Source organism: Streptococcus sp. ELY_137 (assembly GCF_058314515.1).
This window is the reverse complement of sequence record NZ_JBZFUL010000006.1, coordinates 18,617-37,178: the sequence shown is the minus strand read 5'-3', so window position 1 is coordinate 37,178 and position 18,562 is coordinate 18,617. Positions and strand designations below refer to the sequence as shown.

At 41.9% G+C, this 18,562-nt stretch carries 15 protein-coding genes and 2 tRNA genes; all 17 read left to right on the top strand.

All coding sequences use genetic code 11. The features are described from left to right. Positions 1-132: 132 nt before the first annotated feature. The 17 genes from AC4HAO_RS05950 to AC4HAO_RS05870 all read left to right on the top strand — a co-directional run bounded on the left by AC4HAO_RS05950 (position 133) and on the right by AC4HAO_RS05870 (position 18,353). On the top strand, positions 133-270 hold the full coding sequence (locus AC4HAO_RS05950; RefSeq protein WP_491134874.1) for a hypothetical protein: 138 nt from the start codon (positions 133-135) through the stop codon (positions 268-270). A gap of 473 nt (positions 271-743) precedes the next feature. Beyond that, on the top strand, positions 744-3,209 hold the full coding sequence (parC, locus tag AC4HAO_RS05945) for a DNA topoisomerase IV subunit A (RefSeq protein WP_491134873.1): 2,466 nt from the start codon (positions 744-746) through the stop codon (positions 3,207-3,209). A 174-nt stretch (positions 3,210-3,383) separates the two neighbouring features. Next, the gene (locus AC4HAO_RS05940) at positions 3,384-4,406 is read left to right on the top strand and encodes a branched-chain amino acid aminotransferase (protein WP_491134872.1); all 1,023 of its coding nucleotides are present in this window, start codon (positions 3,384-3,386) and stop codon (positions 4,404-4,406) included. Positions 4,407-4,495: 89 nt separating this feature from the next. Continuing rightward, the gene (locus AC4HAO_RS05935; RefSeq protein WP_491134871.1) at positions 4,496-4,726 is read left to right on the top strand and encodes a DUF2969 domain-containing protein; all 231 of its coding nucleotides are present in this window, start codon (positions 4,496-4,498) and stop codon (positions 4,724-4,726) included. Between the two features lie 51 nt (positions 4,727-4,777). After that, positions 4,778-4,858, top strand: a tRNA-Tyr gene (locus tag AC4HAO_RS05930). Positions 4,859-4,999: 141 nt separating this feature from the next. Beyond that, a tRNA-Gln gene (locus AC4HAO_RS05925) sits at positions 5,000-5,071 on the top strand. Positions 5,072-5,204: 133 nt separating this feature from the next. After that, positions 5,205-6,404, top strand: a complete 1,200-nt coding sequence (gene rpsA / locus AC4HAO_RS05920; RefSeq protein ID WP_447452102.1) for a 30S ribosomal protein S1 — start codon at positions 5,205-5,207, stop codon at positions 6,402-6,404. 360 nt (positions 6,405-6,764) lie between these two features. Next, on the top strand, positions 6,765-11,258 hold the full coding sequence (locus AC4HAO_RS05915; protein WP_491134870.1) for a glycoside hydrolase family 70 protein: 4,494 nt from the start codon (positions 6,765-6,767) through the stop codon (positions 11,256-11,258). A 319-nt stretch (positions 11,259-11,577) separates the two neighbouring features. Further along, positions 11,578-11,913, top strand: a complete 336-nt coding sequence (locus tag AC4HAO_RS05910) for a hypothetical protein (protein WP_447452104.1) — start codon at positions 11,578-11,580, stop codon at positions 11,911-11,913. 209 nt (positions 11,914-12,122) lie between these two features. Continuing rightward, positions 12,123-12,353 carry a DUF1858 domain-containing protein gene (locus AC4HAO_RS05905; protein ID WP_447452105.1) on the top strand — a complete coding sequence of 77 codons (231 nt, stop codon included), beginning with the start codon at positions 12,123-12,125 and terminating at the stop codon, positions 12,351-12,353. A gap of 1 nt (position 12,354) precedes the next feature. Next, positions 12,355-13,710, top strand: a complete 1,356-nt coding sequence (locus AC4HAO_RS05900; RefSeq protein WP_491093559.1) for a DUF438 domain-containing protein — start codon at positions 12,355-12,357, stop codon at positions 13,708-13,710. A gap of 114 nt (positions 13,711-13,824) precedes the next feature. Next, on the top strand, positions 13,825-14,406 hold the full coding sequence (locus tag AC4HAO_RS05895) for a hypothetical protein (protein ID WP_491093558.1): 582 nt from the start codon (positions 13,825-13,827) through the stop codon (positions 14,404-14,406). Positions 14,407-14,987: 581 nt separating this feature from the next. Continuing rightward, on the top strand, positions 14,988-15,869 hold the full coding sequence (gene truB / locus AC4HAO_RS05890) for a tRNA pseudouridine(55) synthase TruB (RefSeq protein ID WP_491134869.1): 882 nt from the start codon (positions 14,988-14,990) through the stop codon (positions 15,867-15,869). A gap of 6 nt (positions 15,870-15,875) precedes the next feature. Beyond that, positions 15,876-16,805 (top strand): bifunctional riboflavin kinase/FAD synthetase, encoded by a 930-nt coding sequence (locus AC4HAO_RS05885; RefSeq protein ID WP_491134868.1) that lies wholly within the window; start codon positions 15,876-15,878, stop codon positions 16,803-16,805. A gap of 115 nt (positions 16,806-16,920) precedes the next feature. After that, a complete protein-coding gene (locus tag AC4HAO_RS05880) occupies positions 16,921-17,334 on the top strand; it encodes a Spx/MgsR family RNA polymerase-binding regulatory protein (RefSeq protein ID WP_447452110.1) in 414 nt (137 codons plus the stop codon). Then, entirely contained in the window at positions 17,327-17,605 is a 279-nt protein-coding gene (locus AC4HAO_RS05875; protein ID WP_447452111.1) for a UPF0223 family protein, read from the top strand. The genes AC4HAO_RS05880 and AC4HAO_RS05875 overlap by 8 nt, the downstream gene beginning before the upstream one ends. Further along, positions 17,595-18,353, top strand: coding sequence for an inositol monophosphatase family protein (locus AC4HAO_RS05870; RefSeq protein ID WP_447452112.1), 759 nt, complete (start codon positions 17,595-17,597; stop codon positions 18,351-18,353). Before AC4HAO_RS05875 ends, AC4HAO_RS05870 begins: the two co-directional genes overlap by 11 nt. Positions 18,354-18,562 lie beyond the last annotated feature (209 nt).

The following is an 18,562-nucleotide window of genomic DNA, read 5'->3' as shown; positions in this document are numbered from 1 at the left end:
ATTGGCAATAATATAGGCAAAAAAATTACAAAAGATACTATAGGAAAATCTATTTCAAAAACTATTTCAGTTCTCGGTGCTGTTATTTCCGGTGGTTTAACCTATGTTACTTTTAAACCAATGGGAATAAGAATGGTTAATACTTTTACTGATTTAATAGATGGAAAATTTCCAGATGAATCAAAAATTGACAATGAATTAAGAGCAGAATTTAAGAAAAAGATAGCGACAAATTCTGCTATTGTTGCAGAGTTTGTTGATCCAGATTAGCTTACTTAGTGGAACTTTTTTGCATTAATACTTTTACTGAGTCTATTAAAATGTGAAACAGAAACTAGCCTTAGCAATAGCATAATAATTTCTTTGTAATCGCTATTATTCTATCAATAAAACTCTTTAAAATTACAGCTATGAGTAAAGTAGTCTTTAATAAGTTTATGCTATTACATATCAATAAGAATGGGACTCATCCTAGAATCTGTATAAAGAGAGAGACGGATGTTTAAATTTTTATTTTTACAGTCGTTACTTTAGCGTGAATCGTTTGGAAAATCAGAATCTTTGGAAAATCAGAATCTCCTGTTTTTATTCTAGATTATATAATCTTCTATTTTAATCTTACAGAAAGGAATTGAACACGCCCCTAAAGACTGTGTCAAAAAGATAAATCGTCTAGAAAATCTTGATTTTCTGCTGATTTCTTAATTTGACTTTATCTTTTTTATGGGCTGTGTATCTTAATTATGTCAAACATTCAAAATATGTCCCTTGAGGACATCATGGGAGAGCGCTTTGGGCGCTATTCCAAGTATATTATTCAAGAGCGGGCCCTGCCTGATATTCGCGATGGGCTAAAACCGGTTCAGCGCCGCATTCTTTATTCCATGAATAAGGACGGTAATACTCATGATAAGGGCTACCGTAAGTCGGCCAAGTCGGTTGGTAATATCATGGGGAATTTTCACCCGCACGGGGATTCCTCTATTTACGATGCTATGGTGCGCATGTCGCAAGACTGGAAGAATCGTGAAATTCTTGTGGAGATGCACGGAAACAATGGTTCTATGGACGGTGATCCACCTGCTGCTATGCGTTATACTGAGGCGCGCTTATCAGAGATTGCGGGCTATCTGCTTCAAGATATTGACAAAGACACTGTCCCTTGGGCTTGGAATTTTGATGATACGGAAAAAGAGCCGACTGTTTTACCAGCTGCCTTTCCCAATCTTCTAGTTAATGGTGCAACAGGAATTTCAGCGGGATATGCAACAGACATACCTCCTCATAATTTAGCTGAAGTTATTGATGCGGTCGTCTATATGATTGATCATCCTAAGGCAAAGGTCGAAAAGCTCATGGAATTTTTACCTGGTCCTGACCTGCCGACTGGAGCTATTATCCAAGGGGCTGACGAAATTCGTAAAGCCTATGAAACAGGTAAGGGACGTGTAGTAGTACGTTCGCGTACAGAAATTGAACCGCTTAAGGGTGGCAAAGAACAAATTGTCGTTACCGAAATTCCTTACGATGTCAATAAGGCCATGTTGGTAAAAAAAATCGATGATGTTCGCCTCAACAATAAAGTACCTGGCATCTCCGAAGTGAGGGACGAATCTGACCGCGATGGTTTGCGCATTGCTATTGAGCTTAAGAAGGATGCGGATAGTCAAGCGATTCTTAACTACCTGCTCAAATATACTGACCTGCAAATTAATTATAATTTTAATATGGTAGCTATTGATAACTTTACGCCGCGTCAGGTCGGACTGATTCCAATTTTGACCAGCTACATTGGCCATCGCCGCGATATTATTTTAGCGCGCTCCAAATTTGATAAGAAAAAGGCAGAAAAGCGTCTCCATATCGTAGAAGGGCTGATCAGGGTTCTTTCTATTTTAGATGAAGTTATCGCTTTGATTCGGGCGTCGGATAATAAGGCCGATGCCAAAGAAAATCTGAAGATTAGCTATGAATTTACCGAGGAGCAGGCAGAAGCTATCGTAACTTTGCAGCTTTATCGCTTAACTAATACCGATATTGTGACTCTGGAAGAAGAGGATGCTGCCTTGCGGGAGCAAATCGCAACTCTGACGGCTATTATTGGTGATGAGCGTACCATGTATAATCTCATGAAGCGTGAGCTCCGTGAGGTAAAGAAAAAGTTTGGTAGTCCCCGCCGTTCAGAATTGCAGGTTCAAGCGCAGACTATTGAAATTGATACGGCCAGCTTGATTGTTGAAGAGGAGACTTATGTCAGCCTGACTCGCAGCGGCTATGTCAAACGGACCAGTCCTCGCTCTTACAATGCTTCCACCCCAGAAGAATTAGGTAAGCGTGATGACGATCAGGTGATTCTGATGCAGCAGGCTAAAACGACCCAGCATCTCTTTATCTTTACAAATCTAGGGAATGTCATCTACCGGCCTATTCATGAATTAACCGATATTCGTTGGAAAGACATCGGCGAACACCTCTCGCAGACCATTACCAATTTTTCAACCGATGAGGAAATTATCTACGCTGAAATCATTGATGATCTAACTCCAGAAACTTATTTCGCTGTGACAAAACACGGTCAGATCAAGCGCTTTGAGCGTAAAGAGTTTGAACCTTGGCGCAGTTACAGAACCAAATCTGTTAAATTTGCCAAACTTAAAGGAGACGATGATCACGTTGTTACTATGGCACCAATTAAATTGGATCAGGTTATGATAGTGACTCAGAAAGGGTACGCTCTCCACTTTAGCATTGAAGAAGTACCTATTGTCGGCGCCAAAGCTGCTGGTGTCAAGGCCATTAATCTGAAAGATGGTGATACAGTACAATCTGCCTTTATGGCTAATACTAAGACTTTCTTTGTACTGACCCAGCGCGGCAGCCTCAAACGGATGGCAACAGACGATATCCCAGTAGCCAAACGGGCAGGCCGTGGTTTGCAACTTCTGCGTGAACTCAAATCCAAGCCCCATCGCGTCTTTTTAGCCGCTCCTGTGTTATCTGATGTTGCTGCGGCTGCAGAGCTTGACCTTTTTAGTGGGGAAGTAGAGGCCGATACTGACGAGCAGATACTCGAAGTTTTATCTAAATTAGGAACGGTTGAGCAGGTTAACCTAGCCCAACTGAGTCTGTCAGAGCGCACTAGCAATGGGAGCTTTATCTCAGATACCATTTCGGATGAAGAGGTACTTGCAGCCAGATTGCTTAGCTGATAAATAAAACCAAAACATTTTAAAAGTAGAGGAGGTTAGCATTGATGCCCTTGTCAATGTTAGCTCTCTGCTTTTTTAGGAAAATAAATTGTCAGAATTTTGAAATAATACTTGAAAATTGGCTAAAAAAGGACTATACTAGGAACCACTTAGTGATAGAAAGAGGGATTTATTATGACAGTAGATTTAGATTGGGAGAACCTAGGTTTTGAATACCATAAACTTCCTTTTCGCTATATTTCATACTATAAGAATGGTCGGTGGGATGATGGTAAGCTGACAGAGGACTCGACACTCCATATCTCTGAAAGCTCGCCAGCTCTTCATTATGGACAACAAGCTTTTGAAGGATTAAAAGCTTACCGTACCCAAGATGGCTCTGTCCAATTATTCCGTCCTGACCAAAATGCAGAACGTCTACAGCGAACATCCGATCGCCTCCTCATGCCCCAAGTTCCAACGGATAAGTTCATTGATGCTGTTAAGCAAGTTGTTCATGCAAACGAAGAATTCGTTCCGCCTTATGGGACAGGCGCAACACTCTATATCCGTCCGCTATTAATTGGAGTTGGAGATGTTATTGGGGTCCATCCAGCAGAAGAATACATTTTTACGATTTTTGCTATGCCGGTTGGGAATTATTTCAAGGGTGGTTTAGCCCCAACGAACTTCCTCATTCAGGATGATTATGACCGAGCAGCTCCTCATGGTACTGGTGCAGCTAAGGTAGGCGGGAACTATGCTGCCAGTCTCCTACCCGGTCAAGTAGCTCATGAGCGGCAATTCTCTGATGTTATTTATCTGGATCCAGCGACCCACACCAAAATTGAAGAAGTGGGATCCGCTAATTTCTTTGGTATCACAAAAGATAATGAATTTGTTACGCCGCTTAGCCCATCTATTCTGCCGTCTATTACCAAGTATTCTCTTCTTTATTTAGCTAAAGAACGCTTTGGAATGACAGCTATTGAAGGCGATGTCAAGATTGATGAGTTAGACAGATTCGTTGAAGCGGGGGCCTGTGGAACCGCGGCAGTTATCTCACCGATCGGCGGGGTGCAACATGGAGACGATTTCCACGTTTTCTACAGTGAAACAGAGGTCGGCCCCGTTACACGCAAGCTCTATGATGAGCTGACAGGCATCCAGTTTGGCGATGTAGAAGCGCCAGCAGGCTGGATTTATAAGGTTGACTAAGTAGTTGGTCAGTCATTAAGCTTGCTCTTGCAAGCTTTTTTGTTTTCGTGTAAAATGTAGGAGAAATTTCATAAAGACGGAGTTAAGCCATGACAAAAAAAGATAAAAAGATTGAAGTGCAGCTGTCAGACGCCCGAGTGTCTGTATCTGGTAAGTCCCTTGAAGGGTATGAATTAGCAATTGGTAAGCGCACAGTGGGCCATATTGTTGAAATGGACAGCCAGTTTGCCACAGTGGTAAATGATAGCCTTACCAATTTCTATCCGACACTGGATCAGGCAATCGAAAAGATCATTGAAAATTACAATCTAAATCATTAAAAACTGTTGACAGCAAAGGTTTGTTTATGTTAGAATGAACCCTAGTTGCATGGAAGGGTAGCGAAGAGGCTAAACGCGGCGGACTGTAAATCCGCTCCTTCGGGTTCGGGGGTTCGAATCCCTCCCCTTCCATTGTTAAGATACAAAGAGCGTAAAGCGCCCAGTCAAAATAGGAAGGCGATAGAAAATCCTGATTTTCTAATCGGCTTATCTTTTTGACCCAGCGCTTAGCTCGTGTTCAGTTGCACTATTGTTATCTTAACCATCGATTCTTGGGGTATAGCCAAGCGGTAAGGCAAGGGACTTTGACTCCCTCATGCGTTGGTTCGAATCCAGCTACCCCAGTCTGAGGTATTAGGATTTGCCTAAGACCGCCATAGTGATATTAGTGTGTCCTTGCGGGTTTGCCTTAAGAAAATATAGTGTTGTCAGGCAGTTGACCGATTTTTGTCAGCTGTCTACTGGAGGATTTTTTAGAATGAACGAATTTGAAGATTTGCTAAACAGTGTTAGCGAAGTTAACCCTGGTGATGTTGTCACTGCTGAAGTTTTGACAGTTGATAATGGTCAAGCAAACGTAATTATAGAAGGTACTGGTATCGAAGGTGTCTTGACACTTCGTGAATTGACAAATGACCGTGAAGCTGATATTAACGACTTTGTTAAATCCGGCGATAAAATCGAGGTGCTTGTACTTCGTCAAGTTGTTGGAAAAGACACGGATACGGTAACCTACTTGGTTTCTAAAAAACGCTTGGAAGCACGGAAAGCTTGGGACAAACTTGTAGGCCGCGAAGAAGAAGTTGTTACTGTAAAAGGCACTCGTGCCGTTAAGGGCGGTCTTTCTGTTGAATTTGAAGGACTCCGTGGTTTCATTCCAGCATCAATGCTTGATACGCGTTTTGTTCGCAATACTGAGCAATTTGTCGGTCAGGATATCGAAGCTAAAATCAAAGAAGTTGATCCAGCAGAAAACCGTTTTATCTTATCTCGTCGTGAAGTTGTTGAAGAAAAATCAGCAGCAGCCCGCAAGGAAGTATTTTCAAAACTTGAAGTGGGTTCAGTCGTTACTGGTAAGGTTGCTCGTTTGACAAGCTTTGGTGCCTTTGTTGACCTCGGCGGTGTTGACGGACTTGTTCACGTTACTGAATTATCTCATGAGCGCAATGTTTCACCAAAATCAGTTGTATCTGTTGGTGATGAGATTGATGTTAAGGTTCTTGCTATCGATGAAGAAGCAGGCCGTGTATCCTTGTCATTAAAGGCAACGACACCTGGACCTTGGGATGGCGTAGAACAAAAATTGGCTGCTGGTGATGTTATTGACGGAACTGTTAAACGTTTGACTGATTTTGGCGCTTTTGTTGAAGTATTACCGGGTATTGATGGTCTGGTTCACATTTCACAAATTTCGCACAAGCGTGTTGAAAATCCAAAAGATGTTTTGTCTGTTGGTCAAGAAGTTCAGGTGAAAGTACTTGATGTAAATGCTGAGGCTGAGCGTGTATCATTATCGATCAAGGCTTTGCAAGAGCGTCCAGCACAGGCTGAAGGTGAGGGTGAAAAACGCCCGTCACGTCCACGTCGTCCAAAACGTGAAGCTAAGCGCGATTACGAATTACCAGAAACACAAACAGGTTTCTCAATGGCAGATCTCTTTGGTGATATCGAATTATAAGAAAAATGAGCTTGGGCAAGTGTCCAAGCTCATTTTTATAGAAGCAACAAATTTATAGCAGTGGCAGTGTTAGGCCTATTCTATTATTAGTCCACAAGTTTTCAAACATGGCAGTTTTCTAATGTTTGTTAGCTAGTTGGGCTATTTTTTCATAAAAAGCAGATTTTCAGTCTGAAACCTAGCAGATAAATCTCCTGAAAGCTTGCTATAACAGTCTATATGAGTATTATTTTTCAACAAAAAAACTGTAAATAACTAGTAATTTTTTTGAAAAAATGCTAATATAGTTTGGTGAGTAAAATAATTCAGCCTCTGATATTATTTTACCAGCTAAAACTTATTAAGGAGAGAATGATTTTCATGGAGAGAAAATTACGTTACAAGTTGCATAAGGTTAAAAAGCAATGGGTGACTATTGCTGTGGCTTCTGCTGGTTTGGCAAGTGTAGTCGGAGCAGGGGCGGTCAGTCAGACTGTTTCTGCGGATGAGACTGCTAAAGATGTACAGGCGGTTGACAGTATTCAAGATCAAGGAGCCGACAATGAAGTAGTAGCGGACTCTAAAGATGCTGGTACTGTCAGTGCAACGGCCACCTCTGAACAGTCTCAGGCACAGGCAGCAGATACTGCACCAGTGGAGCAGCAGTCTCAGCCTTCAGCAGCTCAAACTCAACCAGCGGCCGATGTGAAAGCTCAGCCTGCTCAACAGGCTTCAGTAAGCAGCCAAACGGCCACTTCTGAAGAGGCAGCGGTTGCAACTCAAACTCCAGAATCTGCTAAGTCAAGTCTGACAGAGCAAGAAGAAGCTGCAGCCTTATCTTTAGATAAGATTAAAAAGGTAGACGGTAAATACTATTATGTCTTAGAAGATGGTTCTTATAAGAAGAATTTTGTCATTACCGTTAAGGGTCAAATGTTGTATTTTGATGGGGAGACCGGGGCACTTTCAAGTACATCAACCCATTCTTTTACACAGGGCTTGACTCCGATTGTGACAGACTTTTCAGTTAACAATAAGGCCTACGATTCATCTGAAAAGAGCTTTGAACTTGTAGATGGTTACTTGACCGCTGAAAGCTGGTACCGTCCTGCTAAGATTCTGTCAAACGGCCAGACTTGGGTTGATTCTAAAGAAACTGATTTGCGTCCTGTTTTGATGGCTTGGTGGCCAAATAAGGATACACAGGTAGCCTACCTCAATTATATGATTGATGCTTTAGGAATCAAGGACGAAAAATTTACTAATAAAACATCGCAAGTAGCTCTTAATACGGCTGCTGAGTTGATTCAAAAACATATTGAACAACGTATCAGCAAAGAGAAGAGTTCAGCATGGTTGCGTGAAGCAATGGCTGCTTTCGTAGCAACCCAGTCTCAATGGAACAGCGATTCTGAAAATTATGATAAAAAAGACCATCTTCAAGGTGGTGCTATCCTCTACACCAATAATAAATTAACGGAATGGGCAGATTCTAAATACCGCCTGCTCAATCGTACCCCTACCTACCAAACTGGTAAAACTAAATATCATTTAGCCGATACTTATGGTGGTTATGAGTTCTTATTAGCTAATGATGTAGACAACTCTAATCCAGTCGTTCAAGCAGAAATGCTCAACCAAATCCACTACCTTATGAACTGGGGTTCTATCGTCATGGGAGACAAGGATGCCAACTTTGACGGTATTCGTGTCGATGCGGTTGATAATGTTAACGCCGATATGCTTCAAATCTATACGAACTACTTTAACTCTGTCTATGGCGTTAATAAGTCAGAGGCTAAGGCTTTGGCTCATATCTCTATCTTGGAAGCATGGTCTTATAACGACAACTATTACAACCAGGATACTAAAGGGGCAGCCCTAGCCATGGATAATGGTCTACGTACGTCTCTTCTTTACACGCTGACGCGTCCTTACAGTGAGCGTTCAGCTGGCATGGAAAATCTGATTAAATCAGAATACGGCTTGACTGATCGTACGGTCAACGATAAGTATGGTGATACACAGGCTTCTTATGTCTTTGTTCGTGCTCATGACTCAGAAGTACAAACCGTCATTGCTAAGATTATCGCTGAAAAGATTGACCCAACGACGGACGGCTTTACTTTCACCTTAGATCAATTGAAAGAAGCCTTCAAAATTTATAATGCGGATATGAAGAGTGTGGATAAGGTTTATACCCACTATAATATCCCAACAGCCTATGCTTTGATGCTGTCGAATATGGAGTCTGTCACTCGTGTTTATTACGGCGATCTCTATACTGATGATGGGCAATACATGGCGACGAAGTCTCCATACTATGATGCTATTGATACCTTGATGCGGGCTCGTATTCGCTACGCAGCTGGTGGTCAGACAATGGATCTCAAGGGCTATACACCTGATGACAGCATGGATACTAACCATTCAGATTCTGTCCTGAATAATACAGAAGTGTTAGTTTCTGTTCGCTATGGTCAAGATGTCATGTCTGCGGATGATACGACTGGCGGCAAATTGGCCAAAACATCTGGTATGTTCACATTGGTTTCCAATAATCCAGAGCTTAAATTAGCTAAGGATCAAGAGATTAAGGTCAATGTTGGTAAGATTCATGCTGGTCAAGCCTATCGACCATTGCTCTTAACGACTGATAAGGGCCTGCAAAAATATCTTAACGATTCAGATACGACCATCACAAAGGTTGCCGATAAGGATGGTTTCATTACTTTCACAGGCAGTGAAATCAAGGGTTACAAACAGGTTGAAGTCAATGGTTATTTGGCTGTTTGGGTGCCAGTTGGCGCTAAGGAAAATCAAGATATCCGTGTTGTTGCCTCAAACAAAGCTTATGGTAAGGACGATCAAACTTATCAAGCAACTCAGGCTTTAGAATCACAATTGATTTATGAAGGTTTCTCTAATTTCCAAGATTTTATAACGACAGATGCTGAGTATACCAATAAGCTGATTGCACAAAATACAGATCTCTTCAAGGCTTGGGGAGTAACGTCATTTGAGATGGCGCCGCAGTATGTATCAGCAACTGATGGTACCTTCCTGGATTCGATTATTCAAAACGGATATGCCTTCAGTGACCGTTATGACCTTGCTATGAGCAAGAATAATAAATATGGTTCTAAGGAAGACTTGGCTAATGCCCTTAAGGCTCTCCATGCTGCAGGTATCCAAGCAATTGCTGACTGGGTTCCAGACCAAATCTATCAATTGCCAGGTAAAGAAGTAGTTACTGGTACGCGTGTTGATAATTACGGTAAGGTTAAGCATGACCAACCTTTAGTTAAAAAACTCTATCTAGCTAACACCAAGAGCAGCGGTAAGGACTATCAGGCTCAGTACGGTGGGGAATTCCTTGCAGAATTGCAAAAGCAATACCCTGAAATGTTTGATGTTAAGATGATCTCAACTGGTAAGACGATTGATCCGACTGTTAAACTTAAGGTTTGGGAAGCTAAATACTTCAACGGAACCAATGTCCTGGGACGCGGTACAGACTATGTCCTTAGTGACAGCGGGACAGGTAAATACTTTACGGTTAATGATAAGGGTGAATTCTTACCAGCTGCGTTGACAGGTGATAAGACTGCTCAGACTGGTTTCTATCATGATGGTAAGGGAATGACTTACTATACGACTGCTGGTAATAAGGCTAAATTAGCCTTTATTCAGGAAGGTGGTCATCTCTATTACTTTGACCGTGAAGGTTATATGGTTACTGGCCCAGCTGTCATTAACAGTCAATTCTACTACATGTTGCCAAATGGTATCACTCTTCAAGACACTATTCTGGAGAGAGAAGATGGTAAATCTTACTACTATGGTAAGACCGGTATCATGTACAAGGGTAATAAATGGTTCCAAACAACAGATTCTGGTGGTAACCTTCAATACCGTTACTTCGATCGCAATGGTGCTATGGCCATTGGCCTGGTTACGATTGATGGCAACATCCAATACTATGATGAAAATGGTTATCAGGTCAAGGGAGATTTTGTGACGGATAAGGATGGTCAAACCCGTTACTTCGATAAAAACAGTGGTAATCTGGTTAAGGATCAATTCCTTCTTCACCAGGGCCACTGGTATTACCTGAATGAGCAAGGTCTCCTCGCTAAGGGGGCTCAGACGATTAAAGGGCAACAGCTGTACTTCGATGTTAAGACGGGTGCCCAAGTTAAAGGGAATTTTGTCACAGATAAGAAAGGCAACATCTCTTACTACGACGCACAGTCTGGCGAGCTTAAAGTTGCAACCTTCTTTACGACTGGCCACAATGCTTGGTATTATGCTGATGCTGATGGGCATTTAGTCAAGGGTGAGCAAACCATCAAGGGACAGAGATTGTACTTTGATGCCAAGACTGGTAAACAAGTCAAAGGCGGATTTGTCAATGATCAAAAAGGCAGACGCTACTATGATGCTGACACTGGTTCCCTTGTTGTTAACGCCTTTATTGAGACGCAAGCCGGCTCTAATGAATGGTATTATATGGGAGCAGACGGCTATGCTGTTAAAGGTGATCAAAGAATTAAGAATAACCAACTCTACTTTGATGCTAAGACAGGTAAGCAGGCTAAAGGTGTTATTGTTGCCGCAGCTAATGGTCGTAAATACTTCTATGATGCTGATACAGGTGCACGTGTCACAAATCGCTTTGTACTAGTTGATGGAAACTGGTATTACTTTGGTTACGATGGTGCAGCCTACAGAGGTTTCCACGATATTAATGGTCAACATCTCTACTTTAATGAAGACGGCACTCAAGCTAAGGGTACGACCGTTAGAATTGATAATAGAACCTATACATTTGATGCTGATTCAGGTGAATTACTTTCTGTTATCTTTGATTAAATAGACTAAAAGGAGTTGAAAGCTTGCCTTCAGCTCCTTTTGCATGCTCTAATTGCAGTAACTGTTTAAATACTCTTTGACTGAAAACCGATGAAAAAACTGATTTAGAGCTAGTTGTGATTTGTACTAAAAAATGCGGGAACCTAACGAGACCTCTACTTAGTATTTTTTTACTAAAAAATAAAGGTAGGAACATTTCAAGCTAAAATATCGACATTTAACGATATTTTTCTTGACGGATGGTCGTGAATTTATTAAATTAGAGGATAGTTGAGTTTTCTCAATGTTATCATTTTAATTAAGGAAGGCCTTTCTAGTCATGAAATTACCAGTTAAAAAAATTCTTTTGACTTCAGCTGTGGTAGGGGCTATGCTAGCAACAACATCTAGTGTTTCAGCCCTAGGGATTACGGAGACTAATCGTTACGGAAGAACTCCTAATCCAGATTTAACCCCAGCTCCCCGTCAGGTTTATGTCACTAATCCCAATGTTGTCAACGTTAATGTTGCTGGCTACGGTATCCCAACTGAAGGGACAGATTTTTCTCAGTATTACTGGCGTGGCGACTCTACTAGCACAAATGTAGTCTATGATGAAGGCAGCAATACTTTCACTCATACAGAATATACCATTCGTTATTGGGAAGCCAAATAAGTTAAAGGAAAAAGTCTCGGTCTTGCCGGGGCTTTTAATCTATCCAGTTTTTCGAGTAGAGTACTTATTAGGCAGAGGGTCACAGTTATTACTCCTTTTTCTCAAAGGTAGAGCTCGAACACAGGTACCGAAAAATCATTTTTAAGCGGCGAGGCTGAGCTGTTTTTGCTATAATGAAGTAACTTTAAAAGAAAGAGGAGTCATACCTTATGACGAATACAATAGATCTATCAAAACCGGTGGCCCTTATTATTAAGGAACATCCGGAAGTCAAGGACATCTTGATCGAGCTCGGCTTTAAACCCTTGGCTAACCCAGCTATGCTCCATACACTTGGGCGGACCACTAGTTTAAAAGCTGGTTCTAAATTAGCCAGTATTCCTCTGTCTAAGATTAAACAAACCTTGGAATTTAACGGTTATGATGTGATAGGAGACTAAGATGGATACAAATCGTATTGACATACTAAAGAATATTCTGATAGACCTCCACCATGGCGCCAGTCAGGAATCGGTTCAGGAGCGTTTTAATCAACATTTCAAGGGGGTATCTGCACTGGAAATCTCTTTGATGGAACATGAGCTGATGTCTGATGAGCATTCAGGTGTTACCTTTGAGGATGTCATGGAGCTGTGCGATGTGCATGCTAATCTTTTTAAAAATGCAGTTGAAGACGTTGAAGTAGATGACACAGAGCATCCTGGGCACCCTGTCTATGTTTTTAAACAGGAAAATTTAGCGCTGCGCGGTGCACTTATGCGGATTCGCCGGATTTTAGATAATTATGCCAAACCTGAGAATGCCGGATTTCAAAAAGACATTATCAAGGGTCTAAAGCATCAAATGCGTTTGCTAGGAGAGTTTCGCTGTCATTATAAACGTAAGGAAGAACTCATGTTTCCTATCATGGAGGCCTACGGTCATGATTCTCCTCCCAGAGTAATGTGGGGTGTGGACGATGAGATCCGAGAGCTTTTTAAGCAGGTCCAAGATTTGGTAGACCAACTGCCCAGTGTTGACATAGCAAAGGTTAACGAAGCGTTTGAGGCTTTTGCAGAAGAATTCGAGCAAATGATTTTTAAAGAAGAATCTATTTTGCTGATGATTCTGTTGGAAATCTTCACCCAGGATGATTGGCTGAAGATTGCTAGAGAAAGCGAGACTGTTGGTTATGCTATTGTTAAACCTGAAGAAGAGTGGATCCCTCACAGAGAGTCTTTTGAGACAGCGAAAGCTGAAACTGAAGCAGTACCTACTAGTGAGACTGAGCTACAAGGTCAATCGCTGAGCTTAGAAGAGGGGCAGCAGGTTATTGATACACCTGAAGGTCAATTTACTATTACCTTTACCCCAAAAAAGAAAACCGCTATTGATCGAACAACCCCCCAACCTTTTACTCATGGCTACCTATCCCTTGAACAGGCAAATTTGATTTTTGATCACCTACCATTAGAGATCACCTTTGTCAATAAGGACGATATCTTCCAGTATTATAACAACCATGTGCCGGCTAAGGACATGATTTTTAAACGTCTGCCCAGTCAGATTGGTCGCAATGTAGAGCTTTGTCACCCTCCTAAGGTTTTGGACAAGGTCAAAAAAGTGTTTGAAGTTCTGCGTACAGGCCAAAAAGACAAGGTGGAAATGTGGTTCCCATCTGAGCGCTTGGGGAAATTCGTTTATGTCACCTATGCAGCAGTTCGTGACGATGCTGGAGAATTTCAGGGAGTCTTAGAATATGTGCAAGACATCAAACCTTTTAGGGAATTGGACAGTGAAATTCATCGTGATGTCTAAAAACAGTAATGATTTTGAAATAAAGTGATAGCATTTTGTTAAAAAATTTTTGTAAATATCACGCTTCTTAGTGTTAAAATATGGCTGAAGTTTATTTCTAGGGAGGTTTTATTTATGTTGGCAGACGATCGTAGTGCAGGCTTTTTGGGCAGGTTAATTGTTGGTTTTATTATTATTATCATTGGTATGGTACTAGCTGTCACTATTCGTTCTGATGGCAGTAATCATATCGTAGGCACCACGGCTGGCGGTGTATTCATCGCTATTGGTGTCTTTTACGTTACAACAGGTTTTCGCCAGAAACGTTTGAGCCAGCAGGCCTATACGGAGCTTTACAATATTTATCCAGAGCTGAGCGGTAACTTGCAGTTGGCGAGAGAACAGGCAGATTATTGGGATGATGAGCTGCAGTTTTTAGTTTATCGCCATCACTTGATTACTTATCACAGTGGATTTTTCATTGCAGATTTGGACAGCGCGACTACTATTTATCACCATATCTTTAAGCCACAGACACGGAACGGTTCGGCTGAGAGGACCTTTTCATATTTAAATGTTGTCAGTATTTTTAGCAAAACAAGATCCCTCAGTATTAAAAATGTGGGAAGGATAACCGATCAGAGATTACAATCTTTATTTGTATTTTTAAGCAGCCGTTATCCCCATATGATGGTTGGTTACCGTTCCAATCAGTGAGAAGAAGGTGGCTGCTGCCATTATTAAAAACGATTGTTTGGTATCTGACTTGTAGGGAGTCATAGCAGAAATATAAGAGAGATGAACAGCTAGATGTCTCAATGCTATGTAATGAAATCGTTACTGAGTTAAAGTAAAAATAAAGAAATCGGATGAGCAGAAGGGGCAGTTAATGAAGCCCCTTTTGATTTGTTCAAGAAACTTATTTATCATAGTCTTATTTGCGAATCAAAATAATTGAATGCGCTAGCGACTCTGGTGAGATTGGAGATAAGATGAACAATGTTCATCACATTCGTTTAGGCTTCTCTGCTTTGGCCTTGTAGCAAAAGAAAGACCAGCCAACAATAATTCATTGGTGCCGAAGTGCCTAATGAACGGTGTAGGGGGAAGGCTAAGTTGGCGTCGCCAACAAATCTTGCCTCCAACCACTGCTGCGCTGAGAGCTTATTCCAAAACAGGGATACTGGGCGAGTTTTTACCCAGCCTCAACAGATTGTGATTTTAAATTTTTTACTGAATAGTACCACATATTGGTTATTGGTGGTTAAGGTCAGATAATCTATGATATAATGGGAGGTATGATTTCGGGAATTATCAATTTGAAAAAGGAAGCTGGTATGACCAGCCACGATGCAGTTTTCAAACTACGAAAAATTTTAGGGGAAAAGAAAATTGGTCACGGTGGGACCTTAGATCCTGATGTGACCGGTGTCTTACCTATTGCTGTCGGCAAGGCAACTCGGGTGATTGAGTATATGACAGAGGCTGGTAAGGTCTACGAAGGCGAAATAACTCTTGGTTACTCAACGACGACAGAGGATGCAAGCGGCGAGCTTATCAGTCGGACGCCAGTACCGCAGTATTTAACAGCAGAAGAGGTCGACCGGGCGATGACAGCTTTTGTCGGTCAGATTGAACAAATTCCTCCTATGTACTCAGCGGTTAAGATCGCGGGGCGGAAACTTTATGAATATGCTCGAGCTGGTGAGACCGTTGAGCGTCCCAAGCGTCAGGTCACTATCAGGGAGTTCATCCGGACATCACCTTTATTTTTTGAAGATGAACTCTGCCGTTTCAGTTTTCGCGTGACCTGCAGTAAGGGGACCTACGTTCGTACTTTGGCGGTTGATTTAGGAGGTCATCTGGGGTACGCTAGTCATATGTCTGGACTTCAGCGCACGGCCTCAGCAGGTCTACGGTTAGACACTGCCTTGAGCCTAGCTGAGATAGCTAATAAGGTAGTGGCGAAGGATGATTCTTTTTTGCTTCCCATAGAATACGGGGTTACGGATTTACCGAGAGTAGATGTATCAGAGGATGCTAAAAAAGCTATCGCTGTCGGTCGTTTTATTCCCTTGGAGAGGCAGGAAGAAATCTTGGCTGCCTTTCATGAAGAACATCTTATTGCTATTTTAGAAAAAAGAAGGGCTTCTTATAAGCCGCGAAAGGTTTTAATTTAATATATTATGGATATTATTTCTATTAGAGGGCCGGAGGATATTGAGCTAAATACTGATACAGTTTTAGTCTTGGGATATTTTGACGCTCTGCATAGTGGCCATAAAGTTCTCTTTGACAAAGCTCGGGAAATTGCTCAGCAGGAGCAGCTGAAGGTGGCTGTGCTGACCTTCTACGAATCTCCCAAGTTAACTTTTGCGCATTTTGAGCCGGATCTGCTTAATCATTTAACCTATCCGGAAAAGCGCTATAATTTGTTTGCGGATTATGGAGTGGATTATCTTTATTTAACGAATTTTACAGCGGCTTTTTCTAAGGTCAGTTCGGATGATTTTATCAATACTTACATCAAGCGACTGCAAGCCCAGGTTATCGTAGTTGGTTTTGACTATAAATTTGGTCATAACCGGACCGATGCAGACTACTTGTCTCGAAATTTTAGAGGTCGGGTGGTTACTGTTCCGGAAGTGAAATCAAAAGGAGAAAAAATTTCTTCGACGCGTATCCGCCAACTGGTGGCACAAGGAAACGTAGCTCAGGCAAACCATCTCCTCGGTTATGAATTTTCTACTCGAGGGCTTGTTGTTCACGGGGATGCACGTGGCCGTACTATAGGTTTTCCAACGGCTAATTTAGCCCCGATTGACCGTACATTTCTTCCGGCGGATGGGGTTTATGTTACGGATGTTCTTATGACAGATAAGCGTTATCGGGCTATGACTAGTATTGGAAAAAATGTTACTTTTGGAGGAAGCGAATTACGACTAGAGGCCCATATATTTGATTTTGATGGCGACATTTATGGTGAGCAGCTAGAGATCATCTGGTTGGATAAAATTCGTGAGATGATCAAGTTCAACAATATCGATGAGCTTGTTGATCAGCTTCATCAGGATCAAATAGCTGCCAAAAAATGGGAAGCTTCTCACCCAGTTTAAATCGGATTGGGGAAGGAAATTTTGGACAGCAAGTGAGGCTCGTTCAAAATTGTCTAGTAATTTAGAATGATTTTTTGTATAATGTCAGGGTGAAAGGGTTTGAGGTTTTGCTTTTATGATTACGCTATTTTTATCACCTAGCTGCACCAGTTGCCGTAAAGCCCGTGCTTGGCTGAGCAATCATGAGGTGGCCTTTCAGGAGCATAATATTATTACCAGTCCCTTATCTCCTGAGGAATTGAGGGCTATTTTAGCCTTGACTGAAAATGGGACTGAAGATATTATTTCGACCCGATCAAAAGTTTTTCAAAAATTAGATTTGGATGTTGACGAGCTGTCTATTTCAGAATTGATTGATTTAATTGCTGAAAATCCGAGCCTGCTTCGCCGCCCGATTATTTTGGACAAGAAAAGGATGCAAATCGGTTTTAATGAAGATGAAATTCGCGCCTTTTTGCCCCGTGATTATCGGCAGCAGGAGCTTCGTCAAGCAACACTTAGAGCAGAATTAGAGGGAAGCCATGAATAAAAATTATTCTTATCCGCTCGATTCTTCTTGGAGCACTGACGAGATTACATCAGTGCTCTCTTTTTTGAATCGTGTTGAGGAAGTTTACGAAACAAGAGCTGATGCCCAAACACTGCTAAGTACTTACAAAGCATTTAAGGCAGTGGTTCCGAGCAAGATGCAGGAAAAGCAGATTGATCGTGCCTTTGAAAAGAGCAGCGGCTACTCTATCTATAGAGCAGTGCAGGCTGCCAAAGCTCAAGAGAAAGGATGGATTTCTCTTGGAAGCTAAATTTCAGTTTGCACAAGATTTAATCCGTCAGGCCGGTGCCTATGTTCGCGGGCGAATGGCGGAAGATTTACAGATTGAAGAAAAAGAACGCTTTGATGATTTAGTCACCAATATTGATAAGGATACCCAAGACTTTATGGTCGAGCGTATTCTGGCTGCCTACCCGCAGGACAATATCTTGGGTGAGGAAAATAATCTTTATCATGATCTTAAGGACGGCCGCGTTTGGGTTTTGGATCCCATTGACGGAACGGTTAATTTCATTGCGCAGGGGCGTGATTTTGCCGTGATGATTGCCTATTATGAAGAAGGACTGGGTAAATTTGGACTTATTTATGATGTCATGGCTGAGAAGCTTTACAGCGGGGGTGATCAATTTCCTGTTACCTGTAATGATCGTCAGCTAGTTCCTTATCGCCCTTATCCCTTGAGTCGCCAGTTAATTGGTGCTAATGGCAGTATGTATGCCAAAAATTATCATGGCCTAGCTGACTTGGCTCAGGAACTTCTGGGTGTAAGGGTGCTTGGCAGTGCAGGTATTAGCATGAGTAGGGTTCTAGAAGGGCAATTGATGGGCTATTTTTCAGTTATTTCACCGTGGGACTACGCGGCTGCTAGTATCATGGGGCAAAAGCTTGGCTATGAGCTGCTGAGTATGTCAAAAGAACCGATAGATTACCGGAACCGTCAGGCTGTTATGCTAATTCCTAAGCAAGAGGTTGAGCGTATTAAATCTATCATAAGGTGATTCTCTTACTGAAACACACCTAGCTCTCCTCATAGTTTATGCTGAACTCAAGAGGCTGGGCAAAACATCCATGATGGCTCCGCCCTCACCCACAGGATAATGAAAACGGGCACAAAGCCCTCACTAGGTGTATAATCTTAGTGAGGGCTTTGTGGTTGACGAGTTAATGATTCTAGTAATCGAGGGCAAAACTCTTGATGCGGTGGTTG

Bases quoted from the DNA above. Each gene is read 5' to 3' on its own strand.
- AC4HAO_RS05895 (WP_491093558.1), top strand. From the start codon at position 13,825: ATGTTGGCAGACGATCGTAGTGCAGGCTTTTTGGGCAGGTTAATTGTT.
- AC4HAO_RS05940 (WP_491134872.1), top strand. From the start codon at position 3,384: ATGACAGTAGATTTAGATTGGGAGAACCTAGGTTTTGAATACCATAAA.
- AC4HAO_RS05950 (WP_491134874.1), top strand. From the start codon at position 133: ATGGTTAATACTTTTACTGATTTAATAGATGGAAAATTTCCAGATGAA.
- parC (WP_491134873.1), top strand. From the start codon at position 744: ATGTCAAACATTCAAAATATGTCCCTTGAGGACATCATGGGAGAGCGC.
- AC4HAO_RS05885 (WP_491134868.1), top strand. From the start codon at position 15,876: ATGGATATTATTTCTATTAGAGGGCCGGAGGATATTGAGCTAAATACT.
- AC4HAO_RS05900 (WP_491093559.1), top strand. From the start codon at position 12,355: ATGGATACAAATCGTATTGACATACTAAAGAATATTCTGATAGACCTC.
- AC4HAO_RS05880 (WP_447452110.1), top strand. From the start codon at position 16,921: ATGATTACGCTATTTTTATCACCTAGCTGCACCAGTTGCCGTAAAGCC.
- rpsA (WP_447452102.1), top strand. From the start codon at position 5,205: ATGAACGAATTTGAAGATTTGCTAAACAGTGTTAGCGAAGTTAACCCT.
- AC4HAO_RS05910 (WP_447452104.1), top strand. From the start codon at position 11,578: ATGAAATTACCAGTTAAAAAAATTCTTTTGACTTCAGCTGTGGTAGGG.
- AC4HAO_RS05935 (WP_491134871.1), top strand. From the start codon at position 4,496: ATGACAAAAAAAGATAAAAAGATTGAAGTGCAGCTGTCAGACGCCCGA.
- AC4HAO_RS05915 (WP_491134870.1), top strand. From the start codon at position 6,765: ATGGAGAGAAAATTACGTTACAAGTTGCATAAGGTTAAAAAGCAATGG.
- AC4HAO_RS05875 (WP_447452111.1), top strand. From the start codon at position 17,327: ATGAATAAAAATTATTCTTATCCGCTCGATTCTTCTTGGAGCACTGAC.
- truB (WP_491134869.1), top strand. From the start codon at position 14,988: ATGATTTCGGGAATTATCAATTTGAAAAAGGAAGCTGGTATGACCAGC.
- AC4HAO_RS05905 (WP_447452105.1), top strand. From the start codon at position 12,123: ATGACGAATACAATAGATCTATCAAAACCGGTGGCCCTTATTATTAAG.